A 19,841-nucleotide genomic window follows, 5' to 3' on the forward strand; every position below is an offset into this window, starting at 1 on the left:
ACGTCAGGCCCCTCCGACGAAGGCTTCGCGGAACGTGTCGATCGCCACGCGCAGCGACAGTTGCGGTTGTTCGAGGTAGCTGATGAGCTTGCTGGTCGCGGGATCGTGTTGCGCATGGGCGTCGACCCATTCCGGATCGTCGATGTCGATGTTGTGTTGCGAGTAGGTTTGCGGGTCGACCACGCTGTGCAGCGTGCGCGCCGAGGCGCCGTTGAAGCCGATGATCAGCCGCTCGCGCTCGGCGATGCTGCCGATGAAGATCGCCAGCTCGAAATCGGCCTGCGAGACGAAGGGCGAGATCAGCTCCATCCAGAACGCGGCCACCAGGCTGCGGTAGAACGGGTCGACCGGCAGCGGCAGGGTCAGCCCGCGCTCGATGTGCGAGGAGCCGCTCTGCATCACCGGGCGCAGCAGCGAGCCCAGCGCCAGCATCGCGCCGCGCAGCTTCACCGGGTGGCCGCTGGCCAGCAGCATCTGCTCCAGGCCGAACAGCGACTGGTGCTCGACGAAATCGTTGAAGGTGCCGTCGTGGGCGGGGCCGCCGGTGTCGATCGGCACGGTGGCGTCGCCCAGCGCCTGCAGCGCGCCGGCCGGCTCCTCCTTGCCGAGCAGCGGGCGCATCAGCGAGGCGGCGCGCTGCCAGAGCCGCGCGAAGGCCAGCGGGCTGCGCGCGATGAAGTTCAGCGGGCGCTCGACCTCCAGCGCGGTGGCGGCGAGGAACGGAAAGCGCCGGTTCGAGGCGTCGTGGCTGGCCACCATGTGGCCGGCGATCGCGAGCTTGCTGCGCGAGCCGATGAAGGCGAAGTGCATCGGCCGCGCGTTCTCGTAGACGATCTTCCAGCGCGGGTCGTCGGCCAGCAGCTCCATGGCCTGCGCGATCCAGCGGTCGAGCGTCTGCAGCAGCTGCGGGTTGTGCGGGCTCTTCACGAAATCGCCGCGCGACGGGATCTTGCCGAAGTAGGCGATCTGCGCCTGGACCGTTTGTGTCATTGCGCCCCCTGTGCGTTCGATGCGTTGGCGGCCGCGCCGTTGGCGGCCGTTGCGACGCCGGACGTGCCGGCAGGTGCCTGGGCCGTCGCGTTGACGGCGCCGCTCGCGCTGGTGTTGGCCACCGACGAGGGCAGGTGCAGGCCGCGCAGGCTCTGCTGCTGCGGCGCGTCGCCGCCACCGCTGCCGCCGCCCGAGGGCTGCGAGGTGCTGATGATGCGCATCGTCACCGCCACGTTGACGTTGCCCTGCGTCCAGGCCAGGTCGAAGGTGCCGTCCGGGCGGCGCGAGCGCTGCGCCGAGTTGATCAGCTTCTCCAGCCCGTAGCGGCCCGGCTCGTTGACCAGGGTCAGCGTGCGGCCGTCGAAAGTGGTGGCCGTCAGCGTCGCGCCCGGCGAACCGCTCGGGTTCGGCCAGACGAAGTTGGTCCACTGCGGCGGCGTGTTGCGGTAGCGCAGCTGCTGGCCGTCGATCGCGATGGTGTACTCGGTGGTCCCGCTGCTCGGCTGCGGCAGGATCTGGAACACCGTCTGCGGCTCGGAGGAGGCCGCGCTGGTGGCGGCGCCGCCCGCCAGCGGCGCGACCCAGGTCGCGAAGCCGCTGGTGAATTCCGGCGTCAGCGCCAGACCCATGTCGCCCCAGGTGCGTGCCGTCAGCGTGTCGCCGCGGCGCACCGCGAGCGGCCCGAGCGTGGTGCCGACGAACTTCGAGATCGAGCCGTCCGGGCCGAACACCTGGGCGATCTCGCTCGAGGCGGCCTCCACCTTGGCGCCGGCGGAGAACGGGTACTTGTTCGCCAGCGAGGCCTGGAACGGCTGGTAGACCTGCGCGTTCCACACCTTGTTGACTTCCACCGAGGCAGGCTGGATCACCACCGAGAAGGCCTGCTGCAGCGGGCGCACCAGCAGCGGGCGCAGCGACTTGCGTTGCGAGTCGGTCAGGCCGGTCAGCATCTGCTCGTCGACGTACTTCAGCGAATCGGCCAGTTCCGAGCCGTTGCCGTCGAGCGTCTGCTGCATCAGCTGGCGCGCGCCGGGGCCTGGGTCGCCCTGGTTCTTGATCACGTTGAAGCGGGTGCGCACCTTGGAGAGCGTGTCCATGTAGCCCTTGAGCATCGACTGGCCGCCGTCGTGGGTCTGCACGATCCGGCCCAGGCCGATGAACTCCTGGCCGATCGGGCCCATCGGCACCTCGACCGGGTTGCCGTTGATGTCGATGTTGGCCGCCAGCTGCCCGCCCGGCTTGCGCGAGAACCACTGCTTGACCCAGTTCACCACGCCGGTCTGCGCCTTCTTGATCGACACGTTGGCCAGCGACGGGTTATCCCAGGAGGTCTGGTCGTAGGCGGTCTCGAGCACCTTGCGGATCGGCGAGTCCTGCGGGTCGCCGAGCTTGTTCATGGCGTCCACGGCCTGGCCGAAGCTGCCGAAGTTCTGCACCGCGATGCCCTGCATGAACTTCTGCCAGTGCTGGGCGTATTCGGTCTTGTACATGCCGACCAGCACCTTCTGGATCTGCTCGGGGCTGCCTTCCAGCGTCAGGTCGTCCTGCGAGGCGGTGTTGAGCACCCAGTCCTTGGCCTGCAGTTCCTTGGTGGCCGCGTCGCGGATCGCCGGCTGCACGTAGTCGAACCAGGCGTCGCGCGTGAAGGTGCCGGGGATCGCGTAGCTGCCGGCCACCAGGCCGGTGTTGTCCTCGCCGACGATGCGCGCGATCGTCATCGGGGCATAACGCGTCGAGGCGCGCGCCTTGATTTCCTCGTAGACGCGCTGGCGGGCCGGCATGCCGCGCACCACGTGGCGCAGGTTCTCGCGGGTCTGGTCGACCAGGGCCAGGTTGGCGTCGATCATCGGCCAGTCGTTGTCCTGCACGCGCGACAGGTAGAAGGTGATCATGCGCTCGGCGCTGCGGATCATCTCGTCGCGCGGCATGTTCCCGCGATTGGTTTCCAGCCAGCCGCGCCAGAAGCGCGCGATCTGGTCGGTCAGGTGCGCCTGCTCGACGTGGCGCTTGTCCGACAGCATCAGGTAGGTCTTCAGCGCGTTGTAGGCGTCCTCGACATTGGTCGGCGAGGCGTCGTTGTAGAGCCCGCCCTGCGCCTGCGGCTGCAGCGCCGATTTGTCGGAGACCGGCACCGCGCCCGATTCGGGCGTGCGCGTCATCGGCGCGAGCTGGTCCGGATGCGCGTCGACGTCCTTCAGGAACGCGGCGAGATTGTCGGCCACCGGCGCCAGCATGATCTGGCGCACGCCGTTGTAGTACTCGGTGAGCAGGCGCTCTTCCAGGCGGTCGCCCTGGTAGAGGCCCAGCGAGACCGAGAGCGGCTTGTCGCGGCGAAACTGCTCGAGCTGCTCGATGCGGTCCTCGAGGATGTCCATCGCCTGCAGGCGCGATTGGAGGTCGTTGCGGTTCTGCTCGAGCTTGGCGATGTTGTCGAGGTCGGCCTGCACGTTGGCCACCAGCTGCTGGTTGCCGATCGTCGACCAGGTCCAGCCGCCCAGCGCCAGCGCCAGCACCGCCACGAAGGCGAAGAAGGTGGCGTAGCGCATCCGCGTCTTGGCGGGGCTGGCGAACTGGCGCACCGTCTTGCGGTCCTCGAAGATCACCTTCGAGAACAGGTCGCGCAGGAAGAAGCCGTTCTTCGAGAAGGCGCTGTGCGGCTTGGGCAGGGCGCTGCCGTCCAGCGCGAAGCGCGAGGCGATGCGCTGCGCGGCGGCGGAATTGGTTTCGCCTTCCTGCAGCGCGCTGGTGAAGTAGAAGCCGCGGAAGATCGGCTTGTACTGGAACGGGTTGTTCTCGAACAGGGTGGCCAGGAAGGCGCGCAGGGTCGGCTTGATCGAGGCGAATTCGAGCGGGAAGCTCAACTGGCCCGGCGAGAGGATGTTGCCGCGGCTGATCGACAGTTGCGCGACGCTGATTTCCTTGAGGCCGTCGTAGAGTTCCTCGAAGCGCTCGTCGAACAGCGCCACCACGTCGCGCTTCTCGTCGGGCTCGTAGGGCAGGGTGGCGCCCCACACGCGGTCGTATTCCTGGCGGTCGCTGCTGCTGAAGAACTCGGTGAAGCCGGTGATCAGGTCGGCCTTGGTGAACATCACGTAGACCGGCGCGAACACCTCCAGCTTCTCGGTCAGCTCCTGCACGCGCTGGCGCAGGTTCTTGGCCAGGTTGATGGCGAACTCGGGACGGCTGCCGGTCAGCTCGGCGATGCTGGCGGTGACGATGATGCCGTTGATCGGCGCCTTGGGACGGAATTTCTTGAGCAGGCCGAGGAAGCCGATCCATTCGCTGCGGTCTTCCTCGTGCACCGAGTAGCGGCCGGCGGTGTCGAGCAGGATGCCCTCGGTGGTGAAGAACCAGTCGCAGTTGCGGGTGCCGCCGATGCCGTGGATCACCGCGCTGTTCTTGTCGGCGAACGGGAACTGCAGGCCCGAGTTGATCACCGCGCTGCTCTTGCCCGCCGCCGGGTTGCCGATCACGATGTACCAGGGCAGCTCGTAGAGCGCCGAGCCGCCGGACACCTGGCCGATCTTCGAGGTCTTGATGGTCTTGACCGTGTCCACCAGGCGCGCGCGCAGCGTGTCGAGCTCGGCGGCCTTGGCCGGTTCGACCGGCGTCACCGAGGCGGCCGCCGCCTTGTCGACCTGGGCCTGCTCCTCGAGCATGTCGCCGAGCTTGCGGTTGGCGCGCCGCACGCGCAGCCGCTTGATCAGCTTCACCAGCAGCCACAGCACCACGATCACCGCGAGGATCGCGAGCGGGTAGACGAAGCTGATCGCAAGGGCGTCCGCCACGATGAACAGGATCGCGGCGAGCGCGATGAACCCGAGGATCGAGAGCGTGCGCGGGTGAGTCAACACGTTGAGGATGCGTTGCATAGGACGGTCAGGTTCCGGTGCGAATCAATGGGGTGAGGCAATGGCGCGTGCGCGCCGACAGCGTGAGGGCGGCGCGTGACGTCACGCTGTCAGTCCCGCGTAAAGAGGGAAGAGGATGGCGGCGGGCGGGGCTCGGCGTATCGAGACGGACGGGATGAACCGGACGGGCAGGCGACGGGCGGGCGCGTGCGGCTCCCCCTGCTGTGCTTGGCCGGCGTGCCGGCTGGTCTCGTGGTTCATCTGCCCCCATACCGCCCTCAGTGTGCCGACGCCGTCATTGCGGCGGCGGGTGCCCCAGTTTGAAACCGGGCTTATGGTATTCGACGTGGCCGAGGTCCATCATTTTCCACCGGCCACCCCAGGTCAAGCCGACCTGCTCCGCGACTTGTCCGTACAGCTGATAACCGCGCATGGCCCAGGGATCTTTTTCGGAAATCACCAGCTTGCCGTCGCGCAGGAACGCGTTGTCGGAGGCCAGGCCGAACTGGTGATAACTCTGGTACGCGGCCGCATTGGTCACGTTCGAGCCGATCGCGGCCAGCCGGTTTTGCCGCTCCGGGCTGCGATATCCCTCCAGCAGCGCCATTTCGTATCCGTATTGCTCGTGCATGATCTTGTAGACCAGCAGCAAGCGCGTGCGGAAATCCGGGTCCAGCAAATTCCAATCGCGACTCGCATCCTTCAGCGCGGGCCGGATCTGCTCGACTTCGCGCGTGGCGAATACCTCGGGAGGCAGCGGCGGCGGCGGGACGAGTTGCTCGCCTTGCAGCAGCGCGGCGATCTTCTCGTCGGGAACGCGTATGGTGTCGTCGTATTGGAATAATTGCCGACCGCGTAACGCAATCGCGATCAACGGAGGCGTCGCAAGAATACCCGTCGCGCAGATAATCAGCAAGCGGCGCCGAACCAGTAAGTTTTGCAGTTCATTTAATGAGCTCTGTGAAAATTTTGCCGATTTAACAATGTGGCCTCGCGTGCGCGTGGCGCGATCGGAAACGCGGCGGCTTAATCGCCCGTGAAACTGCGCGACCGTGGAAAAAACGCTGGTGCGCACGCCGGGCAATAACAGCATGGCGGCGATCAGCACGGCGATGGCGAAATACGCGATCAGTACGACGGCAATCACAGAAAACCCCGGATTTTACAATCGATTGTCTTTTAGAAGGCTTGCTCTTAGAATCAGGCCTGCTTCGAGTCGGCCGGACGATATTATTGCGGCGAATTAAACCAGGATTCAACGAGACATTGAATGAGCGCGCCGGAAGATTCAAATCGGAAAGCTTCACCACCCCCCAGTCTGCTTTCTGAACCGGGCCAGGCTGCCGGTCAGAATGGCTCGCGTATTCTCGCCAATCTCGAAGGGCGGGTGGCGCCTCAGCAGGCTGGCGAAACCGCCGCCGCCTCGCGTTCGCGCAAGGGGCCGCTGGCGCTGATCGCGCTGGCCGTGATCGCGGTGGCCGGCTGGGGTGCCTGGCGCATCAATTCGCACAACGCCGCGGCGCCTGCCGTCACGGCGGCCGCGAGCCCGGCATCGGCCGCGGCCGCTTCGGCCGCCAGCGGCGCGACGCCGGCCACGCTGGCCGCCGCCTCCGGTGCCGCCGCGAGCGAGGCCTCGGGCACCCAGGCCGCGCAGGCTGCCGGCGCCTCGGACGCGGCGCCGCAGACAGCCACCATCGTCAACGACGAACCCGCTTCGGCCAGCTCGGGCAACCGGCTCTCGCAGGCGCTCGCCAACGGCGCGACCGATGCGTCCTCGAACGCGACGGTAGCCGCCGGCGCGGCGGCGACGGTGGCGGCCGCAGCCGTGGCCGGCAAGGCCGGCGCCAGTGCCGCGGGCGCCAGGCAGGACGTGGCGGCCGCCAAGGGCAAGCCGCAGCACCAGACCAAGGCCGAGGCGCGGCTCGCCGCCGCCGAGGCCAAGCGCGAGGAGGCGCACGCCAGGCAGGAACTGGCCGCCAAGAAGCGCCACGACCGCCAGCTCGAGGCCGCCGCCAAGCGCCGCCCGGCCGGCACCACCGCGAAGAAGCCCGACGATCCCGATGCCGACCTGCTGGCCGCGCTGGTGGCCCGCACCAAGCCGGCCGATCCGGGCGTGCCGCTGTCGGCCAAGCCGCGCAAGGAAAAGGCCGCGCCGGTGCAGAAGGTGGCCGCCGCCGATACCGGCTCGCTGGCCGCGCGCGTGAAGGAGTGCAGCCAGCGCGGTTTCTTCGAGGATCAACTCTGCCGCTGGCGCGTCTGCGATGGTCACTGGGGCAAGGATCCGTCCTGCCCGAGTTCGGCGAACCAGAACCGCCAACCCTCACCCTGACCCTGACGAGATGCCGGCCCGCGCGCCGGCATTTTCATTTGCGCGATGCCGGGCGCGGCGCATTCCGGTTTCTCGCCGATCTCCTGCCGACCTTTCGTCGACTTCCGTCGATTTCTCGCCAGCCCCGCGCCGGATCTGCTGCTGGTCTGCCGCCGGTCGGCGCTTCGCCATCCTGAGCTTTCGACCCGCGCCGGATTGATTCGCGGTTCTCCCCGGGTTTCGCTATGCTTCGTTGCCGGCGACGTGTCGCCCGTGCCCGTGCTTACGACGTGCTTTCGAGCGGGCGCCGGCCGGCTTTCGCTGTCGCGCCGACGCGACGCGATCGTGGCAGCCAGATGACGCGCCATCATGCTGACACGCGCATCGGCGAAACAGGAGGGCGGGCGCGCCGTGGGTGGCGGACGGTGCGCGGCAGGCGGCGCACAGGATAGGCAGGACAGTCGATGAAACCAGAAATGATCATTCCCACGTACGGCGCCGACATGAGCGGCATGGTCTGCGCGTTCCGCTTCGCGCCGGACGCGGCCGGGGTGCCCGTGGACGCGACCGAGACCAGCCTGCGCCTGCTGGACGTGCCCGTGAAGGGCGCCGCCCAGGGCGAGTTCCAGTGGCTGCATTTCAATCTCGCGCACGGCGCCAGCGAACGCTGGATGCGCGCCCACCTCGGCTTGCCCGAGAGCTTCTATGAATTCCTGCGCGAAGGCTCGCACTCGACCCGCATCGAGCAGCAGGAAGGCGTGCTGCGCGCGGTGGTCAACGACGTGATGTTCAGCCTCGACATGGAGGCGGCCGAGGTGGCGACGCTGTGGGTCTATGTCGACCGCCGCATGATGGTGACCGCGCGCCTGAAGCCGCTGCGCTCGGTCGACACGCTGCGCGAGAGCGTGCGCCAGGGCGAGCGCTTCCGCTCGCCGACCGAGCTGCTGATCCACCTGCTGCGCGACCAGGCCGACGTGATGCAGCACATCGTGCGGCGCGCGGCGGTCGACGTGGACCGTATCGAGGATCGCTTCCTCTCGCAGCGGCCCACCGCCAACCGCGAGCAGCTGGGTTCGATGCGCCGCAGCCTGACGCGGCTGCAGCGCATGCTCGCGCCCGAGCCGGGTTCGATCTTCCGGCTGCTGGCCAAGCCGCCCGCCTGGCTGCTCGGCGAGGACGTGCAGGAGCTGCGCGAATCGACCGAGGAGTTCTCGCTGGTGCTGGCCGACCTGGCCGGGCTGGTGGAGCGGATCAAGCTGCTGCAGGAAGAGATCACCTCGCGGCTCGACGAACAGAACAACCGCACGCTGTTCACGCTGACCCTGGTGACCGTGATCGCGCTGCCGATCAATATCGTGGCCGGTTTCTTCGGCATGAACGTGGGCGGCGTGCCGCTTGCCGAGAACAAGCACGGCTTCTGGCTGATGGTGCTGTTCGTCACCATGTTCACCGGCCTGGCCGCCTGGTGGGCGTTCTGGCGGCGCGGCGACCGCTGAGGCAGGCGCCGGGGTGAGTGTCGATGCCACCGACGAGGCGGCGCACCGCGCGAGCGGCCGCCTCGCCTCACCGTGCCGGCGGCGTCAGCGCAGCCAGCGGATCGCGGTTTCCCCCAGCACCATGCCGAGCAGCCCGATCAGCGCGACCAGCGGCGGCGCCGGCGAACGCACGTTCAGCACCCCGTAGAGCACGCCCACCCCCAGCCCGACGCCGAGCGACACCGCGTAGTCGATCATCCTGGTTCTCCCCTTGCCCGCGTCCGGCCCGTTCACGGACGGATCAGCACGCGTTCGCGTGCGCCCGTCAATACCGCGCGATACGCGTCCTGCGCGTGGTCCAGCGCGTAGACGTGCTCGGCCGTGATCGGGAACGGCCGCAGCGTGCCGGTCTCGAAGGCGGGCGCCAGCTCGTCGAGGATGCGCGCGCAGGCCGTGCCGTCGAGCGCCAGCGAATCGACGCCGACAAAGGTGTGCTGGCCGCGGTAGAAGGCGAAGATGTCGAAGGGCACGCTGCGCTCGATCGTGGAGATGAAGATCTGGCGCGCGCCGATCGCCATCGCCGCATTGGCCGCCGCGAAATAGGGGCTGCCGACCGTGTTGTAGACGATGTCGGCGCCGCGCCCGTCGGTCATCTCGCGCACCGTGGCGGCGATGTCCTGGCTGGAGGCGTCGAGCACCGGCACCTCGGCGCTGGCATGGCCGCGATAGACGCCGGCGCCGCGCTCGACGCCGATCACGCGCGCGCCGCGCGCGGTGGCGAGCTGGATGCTTGCCTGCCCGACCTTGCCGTTCGCGCCGAACACCAGCACCACCTCGCCCGCCTGCGGCATGCCGGCCCGGCGCAGGCCCTCGTAGGCGGTGATGAAGGGCACGCCCACGCCGGCTGCCTCGTCGAGCGTCATCGAGGCGGGCTTGCGGCGCACCTGGGCCGCTTCCACCAGCATCTGCTGCGCATGCGAGCCGTCACGGCGGATTCCCAGTTCGCCGCCCGAACCCCAGACCGCCGCGCCGACCCAGTCGGCCGGGCCCAGGCGCACCACGCCGGCCCAGTCGCGGCCCGGCGTGCGCGGCCAGACCGCGTGCGGCATGTTGCCGAGCGCGGCCTTCACGTCGCTCGGGTTGACGCCGGCGGCGTGGATGTCGATCAGCATCTGGCCGTCGCCGACCACCGGCGAGGGACTGTCTTGGATCGGCGCGAGCAGGGAATCGATGTCGCGGGCGGCGGTGTCGATGACGATGCGTTGCATGGCGGAAACTCCTGTCAGTTTGGGGCGATGACTGAATCGCTCAGTCGATGGATGCCAGTCTAGGCAGCCGCGATTGACGCGGAAATCCGCAAAGGCGCATCATCGCTTTGCGAAAAACGCAAAGCCAAACCGGCCGCCTTCCATGGAATCGATCCTCTCCCCGCACCTGGCGCTGTTCGTCGACGTCGTCGAACTGCAGAGCTTCTCCGCTGCCGCGCGGCGCCACGACATGGCCGCCTCCTCGGTGGCGCGCCGCATCGACCAGCTCGAAGCCCAGCTCGGCTTGCGCGTGCTGCATCGGAGCACCCACGCGATGCGGCCGACCGAGGCCGGCCAGTTGCTCTACGAGCGCGCCAGGTCGCTGCTGGCCGGCATGCGCGGCCTGCAGGCCGAGCTGCACAAGCAGCGCGACGAGCCGGGCGGCCTGCTGCGCATCGATTGCCCGGCGCCGTTCGGCCGGCTGCACCTGATGCCGGCGCTGGCCGCTTTCATGCGGCGCCACCCGGCGATCGTGGTCGAGCTGGTGCTGACCGACAGCATGGTCGACCTGCCCGGCGAGCGGCTCGGCGCCGAGGTGGACCTGGCGCTGCGGATCGGGCCGGTGGCGGCGACCCGTTTCGTGGCCACTGTGCTCGCGCCGCAGCGCCGGGTGCTGTGCGCGAGCCCGGCCTATGTGGCCGCGCGCGGCGCGCCGCGCTCGCTCGAGGAACTGGCGCGCCACGACTGCCTGGCCTGGCACGGTTCGCCGCCGCCGGGCGCCTGGCGCTTCGGCGAGCACCGTCACGCACCCGACGCGCCGCGCTTTCGCAGCAATCATTCGGAAGCCCTGCTGGCGGCGGCGGTCGAGGGGCTCGGCATCGCCCATCTGCCGACCTGGCTGGCCGGCGTGGCGCTCGCCAACGGCGTGCTGGTGGCCCTCGAGGTCGGCGGCGCGGCGCCCGTGCTGGAGGACGCGACCATCCATCTGCTGCGCCAGCAATCGGGCGGCAGCGCGCGCACCCAGGTGCTGCTCGAATTCCTGCGCGACTGGTTCGCCGATCCGCCCTGGCAGCGCGTCGCGGCGGGGGTATGAGGGACCGATAGGCGGGGGCGGGCAGCCGGCGCCGGAACTACGTCGCGGCATGGCGGTCCAGTCTGGATGCCGTTTCGATCGAAGGGAGGAGGGCTCCATGCAGCGTCGTGATGCGTTTCGTTGGCTGGCCGCCGGGGCGGCCTCGCTGCTGCTGGCCGGTTGCGCCACGCTGGGCCTGGATTCGCCGCGGATCGGCGTGGTCGGCCTGGAGCCGCTGCCGGGGCAGGGACTGGAGATGCGCTTCAACCTGAAGCTGCGGGTGCAGAACCCCAACGACAGGCCGATCGACTACGACGGCATCGCCCTTTCGCTGGAACTGAACGGCCGCGCCTTCGCCAGCGGCGTGAGCGACGCGCGGGGCATGGTGCCGCGCTTCGGCGAGGCGGTGATCGCCGTGCCGATCACCGTCACCGCCTTCGCGGCCGCGCGCCAGGCTTTCGGTTTCGCCGACGCGGCGGCTTCGGGGCAGGTGCCCTACCGGTTGAGCGGCAAGCTCTCCTCGGGCATGCTCGGCGGTGTGCGCTTCAGCGATGCCGGTTCCCTGAGCCTGCCGGCGATGTCGGGCTACGGCGCTTATTGAATGCGAGTCGAGCAGGCCTTGAGCGCGAGCCGGGCGCAAGCCGCGCCGCGCCCGATTCCGGCGTGCCGCGAGCCGAACCGGGGCCGCGCCGGCCGCCGTCGTCACACCGCCGCGCTTGGGCCATCCGGCGCGGCGGGCGATAATCCGGGCTGCCGCGAACCGGTCCCACCCGGTTCGTGCCCGTTTTCCCCGCTTTCGCCCGAGTTGCCGTGACCGATTACCCGCCCCTCCACTTCATCGATGCAAACGGCGCCGAGCGCGCACTGCGCTGGCGTTCCGAGGCCGGTGCGCCGCCGCCCAAACGCGTCGTGGTGGCCGACGACACGACCACGGCGGACGCCGCCTACCGGCTCGCCTGCGAGGGCACCGCGCTGGTCTGGCAGGGCGACTTCCAGAACGCGCGCCAGTTGCTGCAGGCGCTGGCACGCCGCATCGACCGCCGCCACAAGAAGGCGCCCGAATCCTCGGTGGACGCCTTCAACCTGCATCGCCTCGCCCAATCGCAGCGCGCCCGCACGCTGGGCATGCTGCTGATCCCGCTGGAGGCCGATTACCAGATCGCGCTGCGCCGCGCGCCCGACCTGCGCGAGGCCTGCAGCGAGGCCTACGGGCCCGGCGGCGAGCCTTCGGTCGCCTCGCTGCGCGAGCTGCTGGGCCTGGTCGGCGCGCACGAGTGGCGCAAGAAGGGCGTCGAGATCCCGGCCCTGGGCGCGCGCATCCATCCGCATTACGGCGTGTTCTCGCCGGTGCGCGGCGAGTACGTCGAGCTGGTCGCGCGCGCGCCGCTGCCGGCCGGTGCCGCCGCGCTCGCCTTCGATATCGGCACCGGCACCGGCGTGCTCGCGGCCCTGCTCGCGCAGCGCGGCGTGGCGCGCGTGATCGCCACCGACCAGGACCCGCGCGCGCTGGCCTGCGCCGCCGAGAACCTCGAACGGCTCGGCCGCGACCGGCAGGTCGAGCTGCTGAGGGCCGACCTGTTCCCGCCGGGCCGCGCGCCGCTGGTGGTCTGCAATCCGCCCTGGGTGCCGGCGCGGCCCAGTTCGCCGATCGAGTACGCGGTCTACGATCCCGACAGCCGCATGCTGAAGGGCTTCCTGGCTGGCCTGGCGGCCCATCTCGAGCCGGGCGGCGAGGGCTGGCTGATCCTCTCGGACTTCGCCGAGCACCTGGGCCTGCGCACGCGCGAGGCGCTGCTGGGCTGGATCGACGCGGCGGGGCTGGCGGTGCTGGGTCGCGACGATATCAAGCCGGTCCATCCCAAGGCCGGCGACGCCAGCGACCCGCTGCACCGGGCCCGCTCGGCCGAGATCACCTCGCTCTGGCGGCTCGGCGCGCGCGACTGAGGCCGGCCTTCGGGCAAGTCGCGCGAATTTCGGTAAACTGCCGCCATTCCACCCGCATTCCTGCCGATGTCGCGCCGGTTTCACCGGTGCGGCCCCGGCCGTTCCCGCCCCATGTCGAACAAGACCTACGAAGTCCGTCCCGAGCAATCGGTCGAGCTGCTCAAGGAGCTGCACATCCTGACGCGCGACGGCAAGATGAACCAGGACAGCCGCCGCAAGCTCAAGCAGGTCTACCACCTGTACCAGTTCATCGAGCCGCTGCTGGAGAGCGTCGCCGCCGAGCGCGGCGGCGTGAGCCTGGTCGACCACGGCGCCGGCAAGTCCTATCTGGGCTTCATCCTCTACGACCTGTTCTTCAAGTCGCGCCCGGCGGCCGGCTCGCATATCTACGGCATCGAGACGCGCGAGGAACTGGTCGAGCGCTCCACCGCGCTGGCCGCGCGGCTCGGTTTCGGCGGGATGTCCTTCGAGACGCTGTCGGTGGCCGAGTCGATCGACTCGCCCAGGCTGCCGGCCAGCATCGACGTGGTGACGGCCCTGCATGCCTGCGATACCGCCACCGACGACGCGATCCGCTTCGCGCTCGCCAAGGAGGCGCGCCATATCGTGCTGGTGCCCTGCTGCCAGGCCGAGGTGGCCGGCGTGCTGCGCCGGAACAAGGGCAAGTCGCTGTCCAGCGCGCTGGCCGAGGTATGGCGCCATCCCATCCACACGCGCGAGTTCGGCAGCCAGATCACCAATGTGCTGCGCTGCCTGCAACTGGAGGCGCATGGCTACCAGGTCAGCGTCACCGAGCTGGTCGGCTGGGAGCATTCGATGAAGAACGAGCTGATCATCGCGCAGTACAAGAACCTGCCGCGCCGCAAGCCCAGCGAGCGCCTCGACGAGATCCTCGGGATGTTCGGCCTGGCCGAGCTGAACCAGCGTTTCTTCGCGCCGCGAGCCGGCGAGGCCGCCAGCGCCTGAGCCGGCAACCGAGCCGGCAACCGAGCCGGGCCTGCCGGGCCGCGCTCAGGTGCCCGCTTCGGGGCGGCCGTCCTGGCCGTCCTCCGTCATCCATTCCCGCCAGCCCGCGTGGCCGAGCCGCCGCAGCGTGGCCTGGTTGCGCTCGTAGATCTCGGCCGCGTCCGGGAAGGCCTCGACCGCGCGATCGATGCTGGCCTCGCGCAGCAGGTGCAGGATCGGATAGGGTGCGCGATTCGTGTAGTTCTCGATGTCCTCGGGCTCGCTGCCGTCGAACTGGTAGCGCGGGTGGAAGCTCGCGATCTGCAGCATGCCGTCGAGCCGCAGTTGTTGCAGCAACTGGTCGGCGAAGTGGATTGCGTCGCTGAAGTCGGCGAACTCGGCGAAGGCGAACGGGAAGATCACCAGGGTGGTGTCGATCGCCTCGGGATCGGCCTCGGCGAGCGCGCGCAGCTCGGTTTCCAGGTCGGCGAAGGCATCCTCGAAGCGGCTTGCCCGGCTGAGCGCGTAACGCACCTGGCCCTTGACGTGCACGCTCTTGGCGAACGGGCACAGGTTCAGCCCGATCACGGCGCGCGTGAGCCAGTGGCGCGTGGCGGCGAGGATCTCGGCTTCGGATGGATTCATGGTCGGGGACGGTGGCGAGGCGGGGGCTGGCATTGTAGCGGGGCGGGCAGGGAGGGCGGCGAGGACGATGCGCGCGACGCGGGGCGGGCAGGACGCGGCCGATCGTGCCGCCGCTCCCGCCACTCCCCCGCGCCGGCGGCCCTCAGGCGCAGGCCGCCTCGATCATCATCCTCACCACGCGCGGCGCGGCGCCGATCGGGCTGTCCTCGCCGCGATAGGTCTGGCTGGCCGCGTAGATGCCCTCGATCACCAGCGCGATGCCCTCGGCCAGCACGCGCGGCTCGCGCGCGCCGGCGCCCTGCGCGAGCGCCAGCAGCCGGCGCATCAGTTCGGCCTTGTTGTCGGCCACCGAGGCGCGCGCGGCATGGTTCGGATCGGGAAACTCGACAGCCACGTTGATGAACGGGCAGCCGCGGTAATCGGGCGCCGCCGCGCGCACCGCCAGCTCGTCGACGTACTTCAGCAACTGCGCCTTCGGATCGTCGGGCAGTCGCCGCGCGTCCTCGTCGAAGCGGTCGAAATAGTGCTCGTTCTTGCGCTCGAGATAGGCCAGCACCAGCTCGTCCTTCGAGGCGAACTGGCGATACAGGCTCATCTTGTTGACGCCGGCCTGCTCGACCACGGCATCCACGCCGACGGCCCGCACGCCTTCCCGATAGAACAGCGTCTCGGCCGCGTCGAGCAGCTGGGCATGGGCGGTCGCGCCGGCCGTCGGCGAACGGCGCGAGGCGCTGGCGGATTTGGCGGAAGCTGCGCTCATGAACAATAACCTCGATTGATGCGGGTGAATTGAATTCGACGCTTGACATGTTACCGAGCGGTAACTACGATCGCAAGCTCTTGTGACTGAGCGGTAACGCCGCGGTCGCACCGTCAACGGGGTCAGAAAGCCGGCATGCTTCGCTCAGCCTGGCGCGGCCGCAACTGGAGTGGTTGGGATGAACTGGATTGCAGCGAGCGCTCGCGGGCGTTTCCATTACGGCTGGGTGGCGGCTGCGGTCGTGTTCCTGATCCTGCTCGCCGCGGCCGGCACGCGCGCCACGCCGAGCGTGCTGATGGTGCCGCTGGGCAACGAATTCGGCTGGAGCCGCGCCACGGTCTCGCTGGCGATCTCGATCAATATCGCGCTTTATGGCCTGACCGGGCCGTTCGCGGCGGCCGCGATGCAGCGCTTCGGCCTGCGTCCCACCATCCTCACCGCGCTGGTGGTGATGGGCACGGGCGTGGCCCTGTCGTCGATGATGACGGCCACCTGGCAGATGGTGCTGATCTGGGGCGTGATGGTCGGCAGCGCCACCGGCGTGGCCGCGCTGACGCTGTCGGCGACCTTCGTGAACCGCTGGTTCGTGGCGCGCCGAGGGTTGGTGATGGGCATGCTGACGGCCAGCTCGGCCACCGGCCAGATGGTGTTCCTGCCGATGCTGGCCTCGATCTCCGAGCATCACGGCTGGCGCCCGGTGGTGCTGGTGGTGGCGGTGGCGCTGGCGATCGTGGTGCCGCTGGTGATCTTTCTGCTGCCGGAGCGGCCCGCCGACGTGCAGCTGCGTCCCTACGGCGAACCCGAGGATGCGCCGCGCGCGGCCGAGGCGGCGAAGCAGAATCCGCTCGCCACCGCCTTCGAGGCGCTGTTCAGCGCCGCGCGCCGTCGCGACTTCTGGCTGCTGTTCTTCAGCTTCTTCATCTGCGGCGCCAGCACCAACGGCTATATCGGCTCGCACCTGATCGCGATGTGCAGCGACTACGGCATGAGCGAGGTGCAGGGCGCCTCGCTGCTGGCGGCGATGGGCATCTTCGACCTGATCGGCACCACCGCCTCGGGCTGGCTGTCGGACCGCTACGACAGCCGGGTGCTGCTGTTCTGGTACTACGGGCTGCGCGGACTGTCGCTGATCTACCTGCCGCACGCCTTCGGCATCGACTTCTTCGGCCTGCCGCTGTTCGCGGTGTTCTACGGCCTGGACTGGATCGCCACCGTGCCGCCCACCGTGCGCCTGGCCACCGACATCTGGGGCAAGGAGCGCGCGCCGATCGTGTTCGGCTGGATCGTCGCGGGCCACCAGCTCGGCGCGGCCTTCGCCACGCTCGGCGCCGGCCTGCTGCGCGCGAGCCTGGGCACCTACACGCTGGCCTCGATGATCTCGGGCGGGCTGTGCATCGTCGGCGCGCTGATCGTGCTGCGCATCGGGCGCGGCCGCACGCGCAGCGTGCCGCAGGCGGCCTGAGGCGGGTGCGGCGCGCGGGCAGAGGCTGGGAGCTGGGTTCCACAAGCAGGCCCGCGCAAGCAAGACCCGAGGCACGGCTCGCCAAGCCTCGCGCCGCCTGCATTTTCCGCCCGCGATGCGGCGCTGCCGCTCTCCCGCCCGCGCTGATTTGCAATCCCGAACCCCGACATACGCATCCGGCAGCGAACGGGTATCCTTGCGGTTCTCCGGGGCTTGTGCCCTTTTTCGACTATGAGGAACCGCATGTCCGTCAAACCTGCACCCACCGCTGTGTCGATCCACGAACTGATCGCGGGGCGCTGGAGCCCGCGTGCCTATTCGAACCAGCCGATCAGCGGCGAGCACCTGCATGCGCTGCTGGAGGCCGCGCGCTGGGCGCCGTCGGCCTATAACGCACAGCCCTGGCGCTTCGTGGTGTTCGATCGCACGCGCGACGAGGCTGCCTTCAAGAAGGCCTTCGCCACGCTGGTGCCGTTCAACCAGGCCTGGAACGCGCCGGCCCCGGTGCTGATCGCGGTGACCTCGCATACGCTGACCTCGAAGGGCGAGCCGAGCACCACCGCGCTCTACGACGCGGGCGCGGCGGCGATGGCGCTGGTGCTGCAGGCGCATGCGCTGGGCCTGGCCGCCCACCAGATGAGCGGCTTCGATCCGAAGGCGTTTCGCGAGGCCTTCGCGGTGCCGACCGACGTCGAGATCATCGCGATGATCTCGGTCGGCCACTACGGCGATGCCGACAAGCTCGACCCGGTGCTGCGCGATCGCGAACGCGCCCCGCGCACGCGTAACGCGATTGGCGAGATCGCCTACCAGGGCGGCTGGAAGGTACCGTTCGCGGGGGCCTGAGGCACCCGAGCTCCTGCGGCGGCTGGTAGCCCGCCCCTCAAGCCGGGCCGCGCCGCCGCAACCGGCCAGGACGCGCGCCGCGCCGTCATCACGACGGGCGGCGCGCGTTTTTCATGGTGCCGCGCGATGGCATCGCCGGGCGGCCGCGCTCGCGGCCTGCCGTGCCGCGGCCGCGGCCGCCGGGATCGTGCACCGGGCGCGGCAAGCCGCCGGCAGGGCCGGGCGCCGCTCGAACCGTCCCCGATTTCCCGCGTCGCGCACCCGCCGCAGCCCGTTGTAGGGCCGCGCGCTTCTGTGTTAAAAAGCCCCCCTTTCCGCTTCGCGCCCGTCCCGTCGGCGTTTCATTCTCCATGAGCTACTGCGCGATCGATTTCGGCACTTCCAACTCCGCCGTCGCCCTGCCGGACCCGGCGCGGGAGGGGGCGATGCGGCTCGCGCCCGTGGAAGGCGAGCACCGCACCCTGCCGACCTCCATCTTCTTCAACAACGACGAGGGCACGCGCGAGTTCGGCCGTGCCGCGCTGGCCTCCTACATCGACGGTTTCGACGGCCGGCTGATGCGCTCGATGAAGAGCATCCTCGGCTCGCCGCTGGCGGAAACCACCACCGACCTCGGCGACGGCAGCGGCATCGCCTATACCGAGGTGATCGCCATCTTCATGCAGCACCTGACGGGCAAGGCGCAGGCCTGCTCGGGCGGCGTGATCGATCGCGCAGTGCTGGGCCGGCCGGTGTTCTTCGTCGACGACGATCCGCGCGCCGACCGCCTCGCCGAGCAGCAGCTCGCGGCGGCCGCGCAGTCGGTGGGCCTGAAGGAGGTGCATTTCCAGTACGAGCCGATCGCGGCCGCGTTCGACTACGAGTCGCGCCAGCCGGCCGAGACGCTGGTGCTGGTGGCCGACATCGGCGGCGGCACCTCGGACTTCTCGCTGGTGCGGGTCGGCCCCGAGCGCATGGCGCGGCTCGAGCGCAAGGACGACGTGCTCGCGCATCACGGCGTACACGTGGCCGGCACCGACTACGACCGCCGCGTCGAGCTGGCCTCGATCATGCCGGCCTTCGGCTACCGCTCGCTGGACCCGGAAGGCCGCGAGCTGCCGAACCGGATCTACTTCGACCTCGCCACCTGGCACCTGATCAACACCGTCTACACGCCCAAGCGGCTTGCCGAGCTCAAGCTGATGAAGCACCTGTATGTGGACACGCGCCAGTTCGAGCGGCTGGTGAGGGTGGTCGAGCAGCGCTTCGGCCACGCGCTGATGGCGCGCGCCGAGGAGGCCAAGATCGGCGTGGCGGCGGGCGGGGAGACCATGATCGACCTGAACGAGGTCGAGGAGGACCTGCAGATCGCCTTCGACGCGGCGCGTCTGGTGGACGCCAGCGTCGACGACACGGCGCGCATCGTCGAGGCGGCGCGCGAGACGGTCCGGCTGGCCGGCATCGCGCCGCGCGATCTGGGCGCGCTCTACTTCACGGGCGGCTCGACCGGGCTGGCCTTCCTGTCGGGCGCGCTGGCGGCCGCCTTTCCCGATGCCGAGCCGGTGTTCGGCGATCGCCTCGCCAGCGTCGCCACGGGCCTCGGGATCCACGCGCGGCGCCTGTTCGGCTGAGCACCGGGCGGCGCGCCTCGGGCGGGCCTGGGCAGGGCTCGATACGGTTGGGCCGGGAGCAAGAATTGCATCCGCCACCGCGCCGGCCCGCCAACCCGTCCAGCACGCCTCGATGACAAATCGGCGTGCCCGGCGCCGATTCCCTTTCCCCCGCGACGCGAACCGCTGCACCACTATCGGAATCAATCCCGCCGGAGCGTGGCCCGACACGAATTCGGGTCGGAAAAAACGAAAACCCCGCCGAGGCGGGGTTTTTTATTCAGGCGAAGATATCGCGCGAACTTACAGCGGCTTGATGTTCGCTGCTTGCAGACCCTTCGGGCCGGTCTTCACTTCGAATTCGACCTTCTGGTTTTCTTGCAGCGTCTTGAAACCGTCGACACGGATTTCCGAGAAGTGCGCGAACAGATCGTCGCCGCCGCCTTCCGGCGTGATGAAGCCAAAACCCTTAGCGTCGTTGAACCACTTGACGGTGCCGGTTGCCATAACTTGTTCCTAAAAATGTGAGACAGGGCGAAACGCCCGGGAGGTGCATGAAAATCAAGGAAGGGGGTAATGGGGCCGACCGGAGTACCGTTGATGGGCGAACTACGAAAGAACCTATTCACTCGCCACTTGAAATCCTGCTCGGCCGTTATACGTCCAAACGACCTTGCGGTCAACCTTCCACTGAGAATTCCTAGGGA

Annotated in this window: 17 protein-coding genes; 9 read left to right on the forward strand and 8 right to left on the reverse strand. The window is 69.2% G+C overall.

All coding sequences use genetic code 11. The features are described 5' to 3' along the window. Positions 1-3: 3 nt before the first annotated feature. The 3 genes from tagF to BM43_RS25745 all read right to left on the reverse strand — a co-directional run bounded on the left by tagF (position 4) and on the right by BM43_RS25745 (position 5,988). A complete protein-coding gene (gene tagF, locus BM43_RS25735; RefSeq protein ID WP_036048453.1) occupies positions 4-990 on the reverse strand; it encodes a type VI secretion system-associated protein TagF in 987 nt (328 codons plus the stop codon). Beyond that, positions 987-4,862, reverse strand: a complete 3,876-nt coding sequence (gene tssM, locus BM43_RS25740; RefSeq protein ID WP_013696473.1) for a type VI secretion system membrane subunit TssM — start codon at positions 4,860-4,862, stop codon at positions 987-989. The genes tagF and tssM overlap by 4 nt, the downstream gene beginning before the upstream one ends. 274 nt (positions 4,863-5,136) lie before the next feature. Further along, the gene (locus BM43_RS25745; RefSeq protein ID WP_036033615.1) at positions 5,137-5,988 is read right to left on the reverse strand and encodes a M15 family metallopeptidase; all 852 of its coding nucleotides are present in this window, start codon (positions 5,986-5,988) and stop codon (positions 5,137-5,139) included. Positions 5,989-6,111: 123 nt separating this feature from the next. On the opposite strand from BM43_RS25745, the gene BM43_RS25750 reads away from it, so the two are divergent. Both BM43_RS25750 and BM43_RS25755 read left to right on the forward strand, forming a co-directional pair. Further along, positions 6,112-7,170, forward strand: coding sequence for a hypothetical protein (locus BM43_RS25750; protein ID WP_036048451.1), 1,059 nt, complete (start codon positions 6,112-6,114; stop codon positions 7,168-7,170). Between the two features lie 443 nt (positions 7,171-7,613). Beyond that, entirely contained in the window at positions 7,614-8,645 is a 1,032-nt protein-coding gene (locus BM43_RS25755; RefSeq protein ID WP_013696476.1) for a transporter, read from the forward strand. Positions 8,646-8,729: 84 nt separating this feature from the next. Here the strand turns inward: BM43_RS25755 and BM43_RS39420 are convergent, their stop codons facing one another. Together BM43_RS39420 and BM43_RS25760 are read right to left on the reverse strand one after the other, a co-directional pair. Beyond that, entirely contained in the window at positions 8,730-8,882 is a 153-nt protein-coding gene (locus tag BM43_RS39420; RefSeq protein ID WP_013696477.1) for a DUF1427 family protein, read from the reverse strand. A 32-nt stretch (positions 8,883-8,914) separates the two neighbouring features. Then, positions 8,915-9,892 carry a quinone oxidoreductase family protein gene (locus BM43_RS25760; protein ID WP_036048449.1) on the reverse strand — a complete coding sequence of 326 codons (978 nt, stop codon included), beginning with the start codon at positions 9,890-9,892 and terminating at the stop codon, positions 8,915-8,917. Positions 9,893-10,034: 142 nt separating this feature from the next. Between BM43_RS25760 and BM43_RS25765 the strand changes: the two genes are divergently transcribed. From BM43_RS25765 to BM43_RS25780, 4 genes are all read left to right on the forward strand, one after another. After that, entirely contained in the window at positions 10,035-10,964 is a 930-nt protein-coding gene (locus tag BM43_RS25765; protein WP_036048447.1) for a LysR family transcriptional regulator, read from the forward strand. A gap of 97 nt (positions 10,965-11,061) precedes the next feature. Then, the gene (locus BM43_RS25770; protein ID WP_036048445.1) at positions 11,062-11,544 is read left to right on the forward strand and encodes an LEA/WHy family protein; all 483 of its coding nucleotides are present in this window, start codon (positions 11,062-11,064) and stop codon (positions 11,542-11,544) included. 209 nt (positions 11,545-11,753) lie between these two features. Further along, positions 11,754-12,887, forward strand: a complete 1,134-nt coding sequence (locus BM43_RS25775; protein ID WP_013696481.1) for a methyltransferase — start codon at positions 11,754-11,756, stop codon at positions 12,885-12,887. 111 nt (positions 12,888-12,998) lie between these two features. Further along, the gene (locus BM43_RS25780) at positions 12,999-13,853 is read left to right on the forward strand and encodes a class I SAM-dependent methyltransferase (RefSeq protein WP_036029498.1); all 855 of its coding nucleotides are present in this window, start codon (positions 12,999-13,001) and stop codon (positions 13,851-13,853) included. A 45-nt stretch (positions 13,854-13,898) separates the two neighbouring features. On the opposite strand, the gene BM43_RS25785 is transcribed toward BM43_RS25780, so the two are convergent. Beyond that, entirely contained in the window at positions 13,899-14,477 is a 579-nt protein-coding gene (locus tag BM43_RS25785) for a DUF1415 domain-containing protein (RefSeq protein ID WP_036048442.1), read from the reverse strand. Positions 14,478-14,619: 142 nt separating this feature from the next. Then, positions 14,620-15,237 carry a TetR/AcrR family transcriptional regulator gene (locus BM43_RS25790; protein WP_013696484.1) on the reverse strand — a complete coding sequence of 206 codons (618 nt, stop codon included), beginning with the start codon at positions 15,235-15,237 and terminating at the stop codon, positions 14,620-14,622. 178 nt (positions 15,238-15,415) lie between these two features. Between BM43_RS25790 and BM43_RS25795 the strand changes: the two genes are divergently transcribed. The 3 genes from BM43_RS25795 (at position 15,416) to BM43_RS25805 (ending at position 19,155) form a co-directional block, all read left to right on the forward strand. Further along, complete coding sequence (locus BM43_RS25795) at positions 15,416-16,699, forward strand: MFS transporter (RefSeq protein WP_013696485.1); 1,284 nt, start codon at positions 15,416-15,418, stop codon at positions 16,697-16,699. Positions 16,700-16,942: 243 nt separating this feature from the next. Then, complete coding sequence (locus tag BM43_RS25800; protein ID WP_036048439.1) at positions 16,943-17,545, forward strand: nitroreductase family protein; 603 nt, start codon at positions 16,943-16,945, stop codon at positions 17,543-17,545. 350 nt (positions 17,546-17,895) lie between these two features. Next, the gene (locus BM43_RS25805; protein ID WP_017920630.1) at positions 17,896-19,155 is read left to right on the forward strand and encodes an Hsp70 family protein; all 1,260 of its coding nucleotides are present in this window, start codon (positions 17,896-17,898) and stop codon (positions 19,153-19,155) included. A 282-nt stretch (positions 19,156-19,437) separates the two neighbouring features. Here the strand turns inward: BM43_RS25805 and BM43_RS25810 are convergent, their stop codons facing one another. After that, positions 19,438-19,641, reverse strand: coding sequence for a cold-shock protein (locus BM43_RS25810; RefSeq protein WP_012734504.1), 204 nt, complete (start codon positions 19,639-19,641; stop codon positions 19,438-19,440). Positions 19,642-19,841 lie beyond the last annotated feature (200 nt).

The sequence above is a fragment of the Burkholderia gladioli genome (assembly GCF_000959725.1).
Taxonomy (GTDB): domain Bacteria; phylum Pseudomonadota; class Gammaproteobacteria; order Burkholderiales; family Burkholderiaceae; genus Burkholderia; species Burkholderia gladioli.